The 14,081-nt window shown below is 72.3% G+C and carries 10 protein-coding genes; 9 read left to right on the top strand and 1 reads right to left on the bottom strand.

All coding sequences use genetic code 11. The annotated features are described in order from the left end of the window. Nucleotides 1–468: 468 nt before the first annotated feature. The gene (locus tag ABZ826_RS11905) at nt 469–1,431 is read right to left on the bottom strand and encodes a helix-turn-helix domain-containing protein (RefSeq protein WP_361446046.1); all 963 of its coding nucleotides are present in this window, start codon (nt 1,429–1,431) and stop codon (nt 469–471) included. A gap of 91 nt (nt 1,432–1,522) precedes the next feature. Between ABZ826_RS11905 and ABZ826_RS11910 the strand changes: the two genes are divergently transcribed. The 9 genes from ABZ826_RS11910 to ABZ826_RS11950 all read left to right on the top strand — a co-directional run bounded on the left by ABZ826_RS11910 (nt 1,523) and on the right by ABZ826_RS11950 (nt 13,916). Continuing rightward, nucleotides 1,523–5,752, top strand: coding sequence for a S8 family serine peptidase (locus ABZ826_RS11910; protein ID WP_361446048.1), 4,230 nt, complete (start codon nt 1,523–1,525; stop codon nt 5,750–5,752). Between the two features lie 342 nt (nt 5,753–6,094). Next, the gene (locus ABZ826_RS11915; RefSeq protein ID WP_361446050.1) at nt 6,095–6,859 is read left to right on the top strand and encodes a CoA transferase subunit A; all 765 of its coding nucleotides are present in this window, start codon (nt 6,095–6,097) and stop codon (nt 6,857–6,859) included. After that, nucleotides 6,859–7,515, top strand: a complete 657-nt coding sequence (locus ABZ826_RS11920) for a CoA transferase subunit B (RefSeq protein ID WP_361446052.1) — start codon at nt 6,859–6,861, stop codon at nt 7,513–7,515. Before ABZ826_RS11915 ends, ABZ826_RS11920 begins: the two co-directional genes overlap by 1 nt. After that, nucleotides 7,512–8,702, top strand: a complete 1,191-nt coding sequence (locus ABZ826_RS11925) for a thiolase family protein (protein ID WP_361446054.1) — start codon at nt 7,512–7,514, stop codon at nt 8,700–8,702. Before ABZ826_RS11920 ends, ABZ826_RS11925 begins: the two co-directional genes overlap by 4 nt. A 10-nt stretch (nt 8,703–8,712) precedes the next feature. Further along, complete coding sequence (gene pcaH / locus ABZ826_RS11930) at nt 8,713–9,483, top strand: protocatechuate 3,4-dioxygenase subunit beta (RefSeq protein WP_361446056.1); 771 nt, start codon at nt 8,713–8,715, stop codon at nt 9,481–9,483. Further along, nucleotides 9,483–10,049, top strand: coding sequence for a protocatechuate 3,4-dioxygenase subunit alpha (gene pcaG, locus ABZ826_RS11935; RefSeq protein WP_361446058.1), 567 nt, complete (start codon nt 9,483–9,485; stop codon nt 10,047–10,049). Before pcaH ends, pcaG begins: the two co-directional genes overlap by 1 nt. Further along, on the top strand, nt 10,036–11,442 hold the full coding sequence (gene pcaB / locus ABZ826_RS11940; RefSeq protein ID WP_361446060.1) for a 3-carboxy-cis,cis-muconate cycloisomerase: 1,407 nt from the start codon (nt 10,036–10,038) through the stop codon (nt 11,440–11,442). Before pcaG ends, pcaB begins: the two co-directional genes overlap by 14 nt. 117 nt (nt 11,443–11,559) lie before the next feature. After that, on the top strand, nt 11,560–12,732 hold the full coding sequence (gene pcaD, locus ABZ826_RS11945; protein ID WP_361446062.1) for a 3-oxoadipate enol-lactonase: 1,173 nt from the start codon (nt 11,560–11,562) through the stop codon (nt 12,730–12,732). Nucleotides 12,733–12,737: 5 nt separating this feature from the next. Next, nucleotides 12,738–13,916, top strand: a complete 1,179-nt coding sequence (locus ABZ826_RS11950) for a 4-hydroxybenzoate 3-monooxygenase (RefSeq protein WP_361446064.1) — start codon at nt 12,738–12,740, stop codon at nt 13,914–13,916. Nucleotides 13,917–14,081 lie beyond the last annotated feature (165 nt).

Raw genomic sequence — 14,081 nt, forward strand, 5'->3', positions numbered from 1 at the left:
ACTACCTCGATCAGCACACGATCCCCCGGCCGAGGTCCTGGCGAACCCTGGGCAGCTGACCTCGGCAACTCCAAGATCCCCGACAGAGTCAAGCTAAGAGCCACCAGGTCCAGTCAGTGGGAGGCGATCCGGCGGTTCACCCGCCTGCTACGTGCACGGCCCCCGCGCGGCTCCCGTCATCCCGGACCCGGCCCCCGCAGGTCATGAACGATGCCCGGAGCGAGTACGACTCCTGACATCGCGCTGACCTTGACGGGAGGCTCCGGGTGCGCAGTGCCCGCGCGATGGAAACGTGCGTGGGGCCTGCGAAGGAGAGCCCCGCGTGCTGAAGGTGTGCTCCAGCGGTCAGCGCCCGAGGCGGACGAGGGCGACCTGGTGGCTGCCGTCCTGCGCGAATTGTGCAGGCATGGAACGCGCGCCGAGACCACATCCCCTCATTGCCGCCCCACCTGCTGCCGGCGTGCTGTCTCACAACCAGCCCCGGCGGGCCGCGATCACTCCGGCCTGGAAGCGGTTGGCGGCGCCGAGGAGGTCATGCAGGCGGCTGATGCGGCGGCGCATGGTGCGGACGGACCAGCCGAGCTGACGGGCTATCGCCTCGTCCTTGAGGCCGCTGACCAGGAGGGTGAGCACGAGTCGGTCCTCCTCACCGAGGGGGTCCTCCGCGGGGGCGTTGAGGGGCAGGGCCTGCTTCCAGCACATTTCCCAGTAGCCGGTGAGGGCATCGAGCAGGGTGGACGGGCGGATCACCGCGGCGCGGACGTCGTCGAGGTCGAGGGAGAGCGGCATCAGGGCGAGCTTGCGGTCGGCGATGGCGAGTTTGATGCCCAGGCCGGGCAGGACGCGGGCCTGTTCGCCGTGCCGGACCAGCTCGCGGATGTCGTCGAGGACGCCCGGCCATTCCAGGGCCTCGGGGGCGTAGACCGCGCGGTACCGTACGCCGCGCCCGAGCGCCGTCGCCTCCACCGGGTTGGAGGTCGTCAGGGCGTACGGCGGCCGGTCCAGGGTCATCACGTCCTCGTGGGCCTCCTGCTGAAGGCGGACGAACCAGCGGCCGAGCGCCTCACTGCCGGTGGTGATCTCCACCTCGTCCTCACAGGTCGCGCCGGTTCGCGCGGCGGCGAACAGCCGGGACAGCTCGTCGGCCGCCGAACGGACCCGCTCCAGCTCGTTGCTTCTGGCCCGTACCAGCGCCTCGACGGCGGCGCCCGGCTCGATCGCGGCGTACCGGCGGCGGGAGCCGGCGAGCCGACCGACCAGGCCGTGGTCGCGGAGCCGGTCCAGCGCCCTGGCAACGCGCTCGGCCGAACAGTCGAGATCCGCGGTGAGTTCGGCAGGCGCCGCCGTCCGCCGGGTCAGAACGGCGCGGTAGACGCTCTCGTCGAACGGATCGATGCCTGCCGCCGTGAGTTGCGGTGTCTCGGGAGTCATGGACGGATGGTGGCCCAGTTGTGCCAGCGACAGCAATGGGCCACGGAGATCGGTTGTGCGGCAAGTGCCTTCACCACTAGGACCTTTACGCATGGCAATGAAGTCACGAAGATCGCGTCATGCCGCCCTCGCCGCCGTTGTTCTCGCCGGCACGTTGGCGGCGACACCGGGTGCCGCCAACGCGTCCACGCCCGACCCGTCGCAACGAGTGCTCGTCGAACTGTCCGGGAACCCAGCGGTCACCGCCGCGCCCGGTGGATCGCTGCTGTCCGCCGAGGCCGCCCGCGGCGTCGGCACCGCCCGCCGCGCGCTCGACGCGCGGCAGGAGACGTTCCTCGGCTCGGCGAGGAGCGCCGGGCTGCACCCTTCGGCGACCCGCAAACTGGGTCTGCTCATCGATGCCGTGGCCATGACGGTGCCCGCGTCCGAGGTGGGGCGGCTGTCCTCGCTGCCGGGCGTCACCGCCGTCCGCCCCGACACCCGGGTTCTGACGAAGACGGACGTGAGCGTGCCGCTGATCGGCGCACCCGGCGTCTGGCAGCGCAAGGACCCGGCCGGAAGCCGTGTCACCGGCAAGGGGGCCACCGTCGCGATCCTGGACAGCGGTGTGGACTACACCCACCCCGACCTGGGTGGCGGACTCGGCAAGGGGCACAAGGTCGTCGGCGGGCACGACTTCGTCAACGGTGACGAGGATCCGATGGACGACAACGGCCACGGCACCCACGTCGCCGGCATCATCGCGGGCAAGGCGGCTGAGAAGGGCGGCGTCACCGGCGTGGCGCCCGGCGCGAATCTGCTGGCCTACAAGGTGATGGACGCCGACGGCTCCGGATACACGTCGGACATCATCGCCGGAATCGAGGCAGCCTCCGATCCGGCCAACCCGCACCGCGCCGATGTCATCAACATGAGCCTCGGCGGCCCCGGTGACGGCACCGACCCACTGGGCCGCGCCGCGACCGCGGCCGTACGAGCCGGTGTGGTCGTGGTGGCCGCGGCCGGCAACGACGGACCGGGCACGGGTACGGTCAGCAGCCCCGCAGTGGCCGACGGTGTGGTCGCGGTCGGCGCGTCGACAAGCAATCTGCGGCTGCCCAGCGCCTATCTGGCCGGTAAGAAACCCGAGTTGATCCAGACCTACCGCGGCATCCTGTCCGCGAACCCGCCGGAGCACCCCGTCACGGCACCGCTCGTCGATGTCGGCGAGGGCACCGCCGAGGACTGGAAGCGGGTCGGCGACGTACGCGGAAAGATCGTACGGGCGCAGATGCTCATCGCCTCCGACACCCGGTACCTGACGGCGAGCGCCGTGGAGTGGGCGAAGGAGGCGGAGAAGCGCGGCGCGCTCGCCGTGCTGGCCGGCCTGCCCTCCAACAGCGGCCCGGTGTTCGTCGCCGGAGCACCGGGAGAGGTCCGGCCGCCGGAGGTGCGCCCCGAGCCGGGGGTGGCCCAGGTGCCGTCGTCGCCCGGACGGATCGACGCCTCCGGCGACTCGCTGCGCATGGACCGCCTGGTGGTCATGGGCATCGACTCGACCCAGTACCAGGAGCTGAGCACCCGGCTCGCCGCCGGGAAGGTCTCGGTGACGCTGCGCGGCACCGACACCACCGACCGGATCGCCTCGTTCTCCTCACGCGGTCCCGCTCAGGGCTTCGGTCTGAAGCCCGATCTGGTCGCGCCGGGCGTGGAGATCCGCTCCACCGTGCCCAAGTCGCTGTACGGGCCCGGCCAGTACCGCATGTCGGGCACATCGATGGCGACCCCGCACGTCGCCGGCGCTGCGGCCCTGCTGCGCCAGCTGCATCCCGGCCGGACGCCCGCCGAGATCAAGGCCGCGTTGGTCGGCACCACGAAGCCGCTGAGCGGCAGCGGGCCCACGACGCAGGGCTCGGGCCGGCTCGATGTGGCCGCGGCCGCCTCGGCCACGGTCGGCGCCGCGCCGGCTTCGGTGTCCTTCGGACTCGCCGACCTGTCCGGCCAGCGGGTCGGCGGCACCGCGAAGGTGACGCTGCGGAACTCCGGCAAGCGGCAGGCCACGACCACGCTGCGGATCGACGGCCGGGCCACGGTCTCGCCGAAGCGGGTCACCATCCCGGCCGGGCAGACCGCGACCGTCACGGTCTCGCTGCGCGTGGCCCGGCCGGCGGCCGACACCGAGATCAGCGGCCGTCTCACGGCAACTCCCGACCGGGGGCCGGCGATCCACGTGCCCTATCTGCTCGCCGTCCGGTACCTGGCCGTCCAGGCCGCACCCGACCCGAGCGACGGTCACTCGACGGTGCACATCGCCCCGCCGACCCGGCTGGCCGCACCACCCGTCGTCACCGTCACCCCGCCTCGCGGCAAGGCCGTCGAGGTCACGTCCACCCTGGATTCCGCCAGTGGCTACTACCGGGCCGAGGTGACCGGCAGCGTGGCCGGGGCCTACCGGGTCTCGGTACGCGGAACCGCCGGTACCGGGCAGCGGCTCACCGGCGCCGGCGCCTTCGAGGTCACCCCGGTCGACAGCCGCCACAACCGCTGGAAGCCGGTGGGGCCCAACAGCGAGGCCGGCTCCATCGCCCTCTCGCCCAGCCGGCCGAAGCAGGCCGTCCTCACCCAATACCAGAAGGCGGCTCCCTGGCTGACCACCGACAACGGCGCCTCCTGGCGCCAATTGGGACGCCTGCCCGTCGCGGACGGCACGGGTCCGCTCGTGGTGGACGCGAAGAATCCCGACCGCTGGTGGTACGCCGTGAACAGCGTTCACGACGGCAGTCGCCGGGGCTCCATCCTGCGCACCGATGACAACGGGCGGACCTGGCGCACGCTCGACGTCCCGGACACCCGCATCGCGGCGCTCGCCGCCGATGAACGGACCCGCACCCTGGTCGCGGTCACCTCGGACGCACTCCTGGTCAGCACGGACGCGGGCGACCACTGGACGACGTACCCCACCGGCGTCACCGGCGGCATCACCGGCGCCGCCGTCACTGGTGACACCCTCTATATGACGACGTATCACGGCGTCTGGGCCCGCTCCGGCATCGGCTCGGGCAACCCCGGCGGGGCACGCCTGCTCTTCGACCCGTCCGGCGGGACCGTCGGCGGGCCGGCCGTGGACTCCTCGGTCGTGGCGGTGTACGTCATGGGCACCGGAGTTGTCGGTTCCCGTGACGGCGGGAAGACCTGGTCCACCCTGCTGCCGATGGCGGAAGGCGGCCTCCGCCTGACCGTCTCGGGTGGCGATCTGTACCTGAGCACGACATCCGGCAGCAGCCGTCTGAGCCGCGACCACGGGCAGACGTGGACGACGATCGCCGTGCCGTCGCGCGCGGCACTGCCGGTGGACTACGACCGCTGGGCCGACGGTTCCGTCACCGTCTCCAGTGAGCAGGACGGTGTCTACCGGGGTGCCGCGGACGGCACCGGATACCGGCGGATCGGCGTACAGGGACTGACCGTCAACGATCTCGCGGTCAGTGACGGTCATCTGCTCGCCGCCACCGACAGCGCGATCTACCGCACCGCCCTTCCCGTCGCGAGCCCGGATTGGGGCCGGTCGGGCGGCGAGGGCATGAGGGGGGTCACCGTCCCGCAACTCGCCGTGTCGGCCAAGGATCCGAAGGTGATCTGGAAGGTCCGGCGCACCGCGTTCGGCTCGTTCACCGTCGAGCGCAGCGGCGACGGCGGTGCCACCTGGAAGGAGAGGGGCAGTTCCGGGGAGGTGCCGACGGCGCTCCTGGTCCACCCCGCCGATCCGAACCGGGTCATGGTCAGCTTCAAAAGCCTTCTGGGCCAGGGGCTGTTCGCCACCAGCGACGGCGGCGCGACATGGAAGAACCTCTACCACGAGCGCTCCTTCGACACCATCACGGGCGACCCCGCGAATCCGCTGCGTCTGTGGCTCGGCAACCGTTCCGGTCTCTATCGGTCGGACGACGGCGGGGTGACCGTCACCCGGGTCGCCGACGGCCCGGTGACCGCGATCGACATCGACGGACGGCGTCTCGTCATCGGCGGCGACAGTGTCCGTGTCAGCACCGACGGCGGCCGGAGCTTCCGCGCCGCGGACACCGGCCCTCTCGCGATCCATGTCTCCGACCTGCTCCGGGTCGGGGACACGTACTACGCGGCCACCACCGGTTCCGGGGCCAGTGGTCTCCTGCAGGGCGGCCGCGGCGTACTTCGCAGTACCGACCACGGTCTGAGCTGGCACAACATCTCAACCGGCCTGCAGAACACCGACACCACCAAACTGGCCGCGAGTCCCGACGCCCGCACGCTCTACGTCGGCACCGTCGACGGCGGCGTGCACCGTCTCGACCTGCGCCACTGATCACCACGGATCGGGCGCCCGGACGGAACCTCTCGGTCGCGATCTGTCTGGTACCGATGGCGCGTCGCACCCGGCGCGGGCCCGCCGCGCAGCAGGCCTCGGCACTGTCCGGTGCGATCGACTGACACCCCGCCCCGCCCCACCCCGCGAGTGACGCGATCGGACGCGCCCGCGGAACCCCGGCCGACGCCGGGCGTTCCGCGGGCGCGTTCATTCGACGCGGCGGGTGCGCCTGGAAACCGCGACGTCCGGGGCCGTTGACGAACCGGGTGCCATGGGATCAGAATGAAGCAGCAATACGAACTTAAGTTCACCTGGCGAACACAGCTGAAAGGCGGGCGGATGGACAAGGTGGTCGCCTCGGCCGCGGAGGCCGTGGCAGATGTCCCCGACGGGGCGTCGCTCGCGGTCGGTGGCTTCGGCCTCAGCGGCGTACCGAACACGCTGATCCAGGCGGTGTTCGACACCGGGGTCGGGAGGCTCGGCGTGGTCTCCAACAACTGCGGCGCGATGGACTGCGGTCTTGCGGTCCTGCTGTCGGCGGGCCGGATCGCCCGGGTCACGGGCAGCTACATCGGCGCGAACAAGGAATTCGCCCGGCAGTACCTCGCCGGTGAGCTGGAGGTCGAGCTCATCCCCCAGGGCACCCTGTCCGAGCGGCTGCGCGCCGGCGGTTGCGGCATCCCCGCCTTCTTCACGCCGGCCGGCGTCGGCACACAGGTCGCCGACGGCGGACTGCCCTGGCGCTATGACCGTACGGGCGGGGTCTCAGTGGCATCGCCGCGCAAGGAGACCCGCGTGTTCGACGGTGTCGAGTACGTGCTGGAGCGGGGTATAACCACCGACTTCGCACTGGTCCGGGCAGCCAAAGGGGACCGGCACGGCAACCTGGTCTTCAACAAGTCGTCCCGCAACTTCAACCCACTGGCGGCCATGGCGGGCCGGATCACGATCGCCGAGGTCGAGGAGCTGGTCGAGCCGGGCGAGATCGACCCGGACCAGGTCCATCTGCCGGGCATCTTCGTCCAGCGGGTGGTGGCGCTCACTCCTGAACAGGCCGTGGACAAGAAGATCGAGAAGCGCACGACCCGGGAGGTGTCGGCCTGATGGTCTGGACACGAGACGAGATGGCCGCCCGCGCTGCCCGCGAGCTGGGCGACGGCGAGTACGTGAACCTCGGCATCGGGCTGCCCACGCTGATCCCCAATCACCTCCCCGCCGGTGTCCAGGTCGTCCTGGAGTCGGAGAACGGCATCCTCGGCACCGGCCCGTTCCCCTACGAGGACGAGGTCGACCCGGACCTGATCAACGCCGGCAAGGAGACCGTCACCGTCCTGCCCGGCGCCTCCTTCTTCGACTCGGCGCTCTCCTTCGGGATGATCCGCGGCGGCCACATCGACACCGCCGTGCTGGGCGCCATGCAGGTCTCCGCCCGCGGCGACCTCGCCAACTGGGCCGTTCCCGGAAAATTGGTCACCGGCATCGGCGGGGCCATGGACCTGGTGCACGGGGCCCGGCGGGTCATCGTGACGATGACCCACACCGCCAAGGACGGCGGCCCGAAGATCGTCGAGGAGTGCACGCTGCCGCTCACCGGCCGGACCTGCGTCGACCGCATCATCACCGACCTCGGCGTCCTGGACGTCACCGCCGACGGCCTCGTTCTGGTGGAGAGCGCCCCGGGCGTCACCGCCGGGGAGATCCAGCGCCTCACCGCCGCCCCGGTCCGGATGGCCGCGGCCACCGAAGGGAGCGCGCGATGATCCGTCAGCTGCGCGACGTCTACATCGTCGACGCCGTCCGCACCCCGGTCGGCAAGTACGGGGGCGCCCTGTCCGACGTGCGTCCGGACGACCTCGCCGCCGGAGTGCTGCGGTCCCTGCTGGCCCGTACTCCGGACCTGGACCCGGCCAGGATCGACGACGTGTTCTTCGGCAATGCCAACGGCGCCGGTGAGGAGAATCGCAATGTCGCGCGGATGGCCGTACTGCTCGCCGGACTGCCCGTCACCGTTCCGGGCAGCACCGTCAACCGGCTGTGCGCCTCCGGTCTCGAAGCCGTGATCCAGGCCGCCCGCGCCATCGCGGTCGGCGACGCCTCCGTCGCCGTCGCGGGCGGCGTGGAGTCGATGAGCCGCGCCCCCTGGGTGCTGCCCAAACCCTCACGTGCCTTCCCGGCCGGCAATCAGGAGCTGTTCTCCACCACGATCGGCTGGCGCATGGTCAACAAGCGCCTGGAGCCGCAGTGGACCGTCCCGCTCGGCGAGGGCGCCGAACTGATCGCCGACCGGTACGGCATCACCCGCGAGCAGCAGGACGCCTTCGCCGTGGCGAGCCACGAGAAGGCCGCCCACGCCTGGAAGAACGGCCTGTACAACGGGGAGGTCGTGCCCGTCGAGGGCGTCGGCCTCACCCGCGACGAGACCATTCGGGACAACACCTCGCCGCAGTCGCTGTCCGGGCTGAAGCCCGTCTTCCGCCCGGACGGTACGGTCACCGCCGGCAACGCCTCGCCGCTCAACGACGGCGCCGCCGCGCTGCTGCTCGTGGACGAGGAGGGCCTGAAGGCCACCGGCCGTGAGCCGCTGGCCCTCGTCCGCGCCTCGGCCGTCACCGCTGTCGAGCCGCAGTACTTCGGCCTCGGCCCCGTCGAGGCCGTCAGGAAGGCCCTGACCAAGGCCGGCCGCGGCTTCGGCGATCTCACCACGTTCGAACTCAACGAGGCCTTCGCCGCCCAGTCCCTGGGTTGTCTGGCCGAATGGCCCGGTCTCGACCCCGCGGTCGTCAACCCGCGCGGCGGAGCGATCGCCATCGGCCACCCACTCGGTGCCTCCGGTGCCCGTATCGCCGGAGCCGTCGCCCACCAGCTCGCCGTCGCGGGCTCCGGAACCGGCCTCGCCGCCCTGTGTATCGGTGTCGGACAGGGCCTCGCCCTGGTCCTGGAAAGGTAGGAAACCTCGTATGACCACCCCTCCGGCCCAAGGCCGTATCTCCGCGGAGATAGCCGAGCGGCGCGAGGCCTATGCCGAGGCCGTGGCCGCCGGCGCGCCCGCGCGCAGCCACCCCGACCGCGGTTACGCCCCGTACCGCAGCAGCGTCCTGCGCCACCCCGGCAAGCCGCTGGTCGCCCTCCACGACCCCGAGGCCGTGGAGCTCTCCGGCCCGGTCTTCGGGGTCACCGACGTCACCGCGCTCGACCACGACCTCACCCGCCGGCACCAGGGCGAGCCGCTCGGCGAGCGGATCAGGATCACCGGCCGGGTCCTGGACCGCGACGGCCGTCCGGTGCGCGGCCAGCTGGTCGAGATCTGGCAGGCCAATGCCGCGGGCCGCTACGCCCATCAGCGCGACGACCATCCCGCCCCGCTCGACCCCAACTTCACCGGCGTCGGCCGCTGCCTGACCGACGACCAGGGCGCGTACGAGTTCGTCACCGTCAAGCCGGGTGCCTACCCCTGGCGCAACCACCTCAACGCCTGGCGCCCCGCCCACATCCACTTCTCGCTCTTCGGCAACGCCTTCACCCAGCGGCTGATCACCCAGATGTACTTCCCGGGCGACCCGCTTTTCGCCTACGACCCCATCCTCCAGTCCGTCACCGACGACTCCGCGCGCCGGCGGCTCGTCGCGACGTACGACCACGACCTGTCCACTCCCGAATGGTCGCTCGGCTACCGCTGGGACATCGTCCTCGACGGTCCGGCCGCCACCTGGATCGAGGAGGGCCGCTGATGTCCACGACCCCGTCACAGACCGTGGGCCCGTTCTACGGCTACGCGCTGCCCTTCGCCAAGGGCGGCGAGATCGCGCCCGCAGGACACTCCGACGCCCTCACCGTCCACGGCTACGTCTACGACGGCGCGGGGGCTCCCGTACCCGACGCCCTCATCGAGATCTGGCAGCCCGCACCCGACGGCTCACGCCGCGGCGCGCCCGGGTCACTGCGCCGCGACCCCGTCAGCGGAGCGGTCATCGGCCGGGGCGACGTCGGCTTCACCGGCTTCGGCCGGGTCGGGACCGACGCGGACGGCCACTACGAGCTGCGTACGCTGCCGCCCGGCGGCGTCCCCTACCTCTCGGTGATCGTCTTCGCCCGTGGTCTGCTGCACCATCTGCACACCCGGATCTACCTGCCCGGCCTGACCGACGCCGCGGCCGACCCGCTGCTGTCCGGCCTGGAGCCCGAGCGACGCGCCACACTCCTCGCCGTCGTCCACGGGGAGCGACTGCACCGCTTCGACATCCGGTTGCAAGGTGACGGCGAGCACGAGGAGACGGTCTTCCTTGCCTTCGACTGACGCCTACGAGGACCTCGGTCTGCTCTCCCCGGGGCCGGCCGGGGCACCGGTCGAGGCCGCCACCGGCGACGCCGCCTACGTCCACGCGATGCTGGATGCCGAAGCCGCGCTGACCCGCGCCCAGGCCGCACTGGGCCTCGCCCCCACCACGGCGGCCCAGGCCGTCACGGCGGCGGCCGCCGAGACCGGCCGCTACGACGTCCGGGATCTCGCGCTGCGCGCCCGCTCCGGCGGCAACCCCGTCATCCCGCTCGTCGCGGACCTGACCGCGGCCGTCGCCGGGCGCGACCGGCAGGCCGCCGCCCATGTGCACCGCGGCGCCACCAGCCAGGACATCCTGGACACGGCCACCATGCTGGTCGCCGCCCGCGCTCTGGAACCCGTCCTCGCCGACCTCGGACGCACGGCCGACGCCCTGGCGCGGCTCGCCGCCGAGCACCGGAACACACCGATCGCCGGGCGCACGCTCACCCAGCACGCCGTGCCCACCACCTTCGGACTCAAGGCCGCCGGCTGGCGCTCGCTGGTCCTCGACGCCCACGAACGCCTCGCGGCCGTCCGGGCAACGCTGCCCGCACAACTCGGCGGAGCGGCCGGCACTCTGGCGGCCTTCCACGCGTTCGCCGAGGCCGGCGGCGCGGATCCCGGCCCGGACCTGGGTCTGCGGCTGCTCGTCGGCTACGCCGCCGAGACCGGACTGGCCGAGCCCACACTGCCCTGGCACAGCCTGCGCACCCCTGTCGCCGACCTGGGCGGCGCCCTCGCCTTCACCGCCGGTGCACTCGGCAAGCTCGCCGCCGACGTCCTGCTGCTGTCCCGTACGGAAATCGGCGAACTCGCCGAGGGCAGCGGCGGCGGATCCTCCGCCATGCCGCACAAGGCCAACCCGGTCCGCGCCACGCTGATCGCCGCCGCGGCCCGGCAGGTCCCGGCCCTCACGTCCATGCTCTACGCCGGGCTCGCCGCCGAGGACGAGCGCCCGGCCGGCGCCTGGCACGCCGAGTGGCAGCCACTGCGCCAGGCCCTGCGTCTCGTCGGCGGAGCCGCCCGCGATGCCGCCGAACTGGCCGAAGGCCTGCGCGTCCACCCGCGCCGGATGCGGGAGAACCTCGACGCCACCGACGGCCTGATCATCAGCGAGCGGCTCGCCGCGGTGCTGTCCGCATTGATCGGCCGGGGCGAGGCCGGGCAGATGCTCTCCCGGGCCTCCCGCCGCGCCGTCGAACAGGGCATGGAACTCGACGAGGCACTCCGGGAGGAGCCCGGCATCGCCCGTGTCCTTCCGCCGGACCAGCTGCGCGAACTGACCGACCCCACGCGGTACGCGGGCTCCGCGGGCGCCCTCGTGGACCGCGCCCTGCGCCGCACCGGCGCCGCCCGGGAAGCGATCTGATGAAGCGTCGGATATCGATGGAACCGGGCAGCCCCCGCACCGGCCGGTGGCCGTGAGCCCTCCGCGACCGGCCGGCGTCCACCGGGCAGCCCCGCACACTCAGCACGAGGAGACCGCATGAGCACTTCTGCCCCCGCGCAGCGTCTGCTGCACCATCGCGTGGACGGCCGGGACTCCGCCCCGCCGCTGATCCTGGGCCCCTCGCTCGGCACCTCGCTGGCCGTGTGGGACCCGCAGACCCCGTCACTGGCCCGGACCCACCGAGTGGTGCGCTGGGACCTGCCCGGACACGGCGGCTCCCCGGCCGGACTGCTGCCCGACGGCGGCACCGTCGCCGACCTCGGACGGCTGGTTCTCGGCCTCGCCGACGCGCTCGGCATCGAGGAGTTCGGCTACGCCGGCATCTCGCTCGGCGGCGCCGTCGGCACCTGGCTCGCCGTGCACCACCCCGAGCGGGTCACCTCGCTAGCGATCCTCTGCTCCTCGGCCCGCTTCGGCTCGCCGGAGGGCTGGTCCGACCGTGCGGCACTGGTACGCGCCGAGGGCACCGGCCCGGTCGCCGAGACCGCCCCCGCCCGCTGGTTCACCCCGTCCTTCGCGGCCTCCCCTGCCGCCAGGGCAGTGGTCGACGGCTTGTCCGCGGCCGACCCCGGGGCCTACGCCGGGCTCTGCGAAGCACTCGTCGGCTTCGACCTGCGCGCCGAGCTGCCCCGTATCACCGCGCCGACCCTGGTCATCGCGGGCCGCGAGGACCTTGCGACGCCCGTCGCGCACGCCCGGGAGCTGGCGGACGGCATCCCCGGCGCTGCCCTGACCGAGGTGGCGCACGCCGCGCACCTCGCAAACGTCGAGCGTCCGGTGCCCGTCCTGGCAGCCCTGTCGGGGCACTTCGCGGCCGATGCCGCCCCGCCCGCCGACGACGTCTCCCGGCACGGCGCCGGTATGGCCGTGCGCCGCGCCGTGCTCGGCGACGAGCACGTAGACCGGGCGATCACGCGGACCACCGACTTCACCGCCGGCTTCCAGGACTTCATCACCCGTTACGCATGGGGCGAGATCTGGACCCGGCCCGGACTGAGTCGCAGAACCCGCAGTTGCATCACCCTCACCGCGCTGGTGGCCCACGGCCACCACGAGGAGCTGGCCATGCATGTGCGGGCCGCGCGGCGCAACGGTCTCACCCCGTCGGAGATCGAGGAAGTCCTGCTCCAGTCGGCTGTCTACTGCGGCGTGCCCGCAGCGAACGCCGCTTTCGCCATCGCGAACCGCATTCTCGAAGAGGAGAACTGACCGCCATGGACCACACCACCGTCGGCATCATCGGCGGCGGCCCCGCGGGCCTGCTGCTCGCCCGGCTCCTGCACAACTCCGGCGTCGACTGCGTCGTTCTGGAGAGCCGTGACCGCACCTACGTCGAGCAGCGCCAGCGCGCCGGCATCCTTGAGCAGAGCACGGTCGACGTGCTGCGGGAGTCGGGTGCGGGCGAGCGGCTGGACCGCGAGGGTCTGGTCCACGACGGCATCGAGCTGCGCTGGGAACGCCGGTCACAGCGCATCGACTTCCCGTCGCTCACCGGCGGCCGCAAGGTATGGGTGTACGCCCAGACCGAGGTCGTCAAGGATCTGATCGCCCTTCAGCTGGCCGACGGCGACCCGCTGTTGTTCCAGGCCCAGGTGAGCGCGGTCGCCGGAGCCGACACGGACCGGCCCGTCATCCACTACACCCACCAGGGCCAGGACCGGACTCTCAGCTGCGACTACGTCGTGGGCTGCGACGGGTTCCACGGCGTGACCCGCAGGGCGGTCCCGGACGGTGTCATGAGCACCTTCGAGCGGGTCTACCCCTACTCGTGGTTCGGCATCCTGGCCGATGTCCCGCCGTCCTGCGACGAGCTGATCTACGCCCACTCGCCGCGCGGTTTCGCCCTGCACAGCATGCGCTCCCCCACGGTCAGCCGGCTGTATCTGCAGGTGCCGAACGGCACCGACCCGGCCGACTGGCCGGACGACCGGATATGGGACGAACTCGACGCCCGTTTCGCGACCGACCGCGACTGGCGGCTCGCACGCGGTCCGATCACCTCCAAGGCCGTGCTGCCGATGCGCAGCTTCGTCACCGAGCCCATGCGCTGGGGCCGGGTCTTCCTGGCCGGCGACGCCGCGCACATCGTGCCGCCCACCGGCGCCAAGGGGCTCAACCTCGCCGTCTCCGATGTCGTCGTGCTCGCCCGGGCCTTCGCCCATCTGAAGGACAGCGGCTCCGCCGAGCTGCTCGATGAGTATTCGGACACCTGTCTGCGGCGGGTGTGGCGCGCGGAGCACTTCTCGTACTTCATGACGACGACCCTGCACACCGACCCGGGGCAGAGCGCATTCCAGACCCGGCTCCAGGTCTCGCAGCTGGACCGCGTCTCGTCGTCCCGGCACGCGGCCTCGGAGCTCGCCGAGAACTACGCGGGCCTGCGCATCGATTGAACTCCTGCGGACGCAGCGGCGGTGCGGGGCCGGACAAGGGCCACGCACCGCAGGCGTGGCCCGGGCCCGGCGCCGGTCAACCCGTCGGCGCAGGTGGACCGGGAGCATGGGCCCCGGCCGCCCTGCGCGGCCGCAGGGTCCGCCGGGTACGGTTTCCGCACACCC

This window comes from Streptomyces sp. NPDC047515, assembly GCF_040643055.1.
Taxonomy (GTDB): domain Bacteria; phylum Actinomycetota; class Actinomycetes; order Streptomycetales; family Streptomycetaceae; genus Streptomyces.

Excerpts from the sequence above, each read along its gene's own strand:
- ABZ826_RS11905 (WP_361446046.1), bottom strand. The coding sequence starts at position 1,431 with ATGACTCCCGAGACACCGCAACTCACGGCGGCAGGCATCGATCCGTTC.
- ABZ826_RS11910 (WP_361446048.1), top strand. The coding sequence starts at position 1,523 with ATGGCAATGAAGTCACGAAGATCGCGTCATGCCGCCCTCGCCGCCGTT.
- ABZ826_RS11915 (WP_361446050.1), top strand. The coding sequence starts at position 6,095 with ATGGACAAGGTGGTCGCCTCGGCCGCGGAGGCCGTGGCAGATGTCCCC.
- ABZ826_RS11920 (WP_361446052.1), top strand. The coding sequence starts at position 6,859 with ATGGTCTGGACACGAGACGAGATGGCCGCCCGCGCTGCCCGCGAGCTG.
- ABZ826_RS11925 (WP_361446054.1), top strand. The coding sequence starts at position 7,512 with ATGATCCGTCAGCTGCGCGACGTCTACATCGTCGACGCCGTCCGCACC.
- pcaH (WP_361446056.1), top strand. The coding sequence starts at position 8,713 with ATGACCACCCCTCCGGCCCAAGGCCGTATCTCCGCGGAGATAGCCGAG.
- pcaG (WP_361446058.1), top strand. The coding sequence starts at position 9,483 with ATGTCCACGACCCCGTCACAGACCGTGGGCCCGTTCTACGGCTACGCG.
- pcaD (WP_361446062.1), top strand. The coding sequence starts at position 11,560 with ATGAGCACTTCTGCCCCCGCGCAGCGTCTGCTGCACCATCGCGTGGAC.
- ABZ826_RS11950 (WP_361446064.1), top strand. The coding sequence starts at position 12,738 with ATGGACCACACCACCGTCGGCATCATCGGCGGCGGCCCCGCGGGCCTG.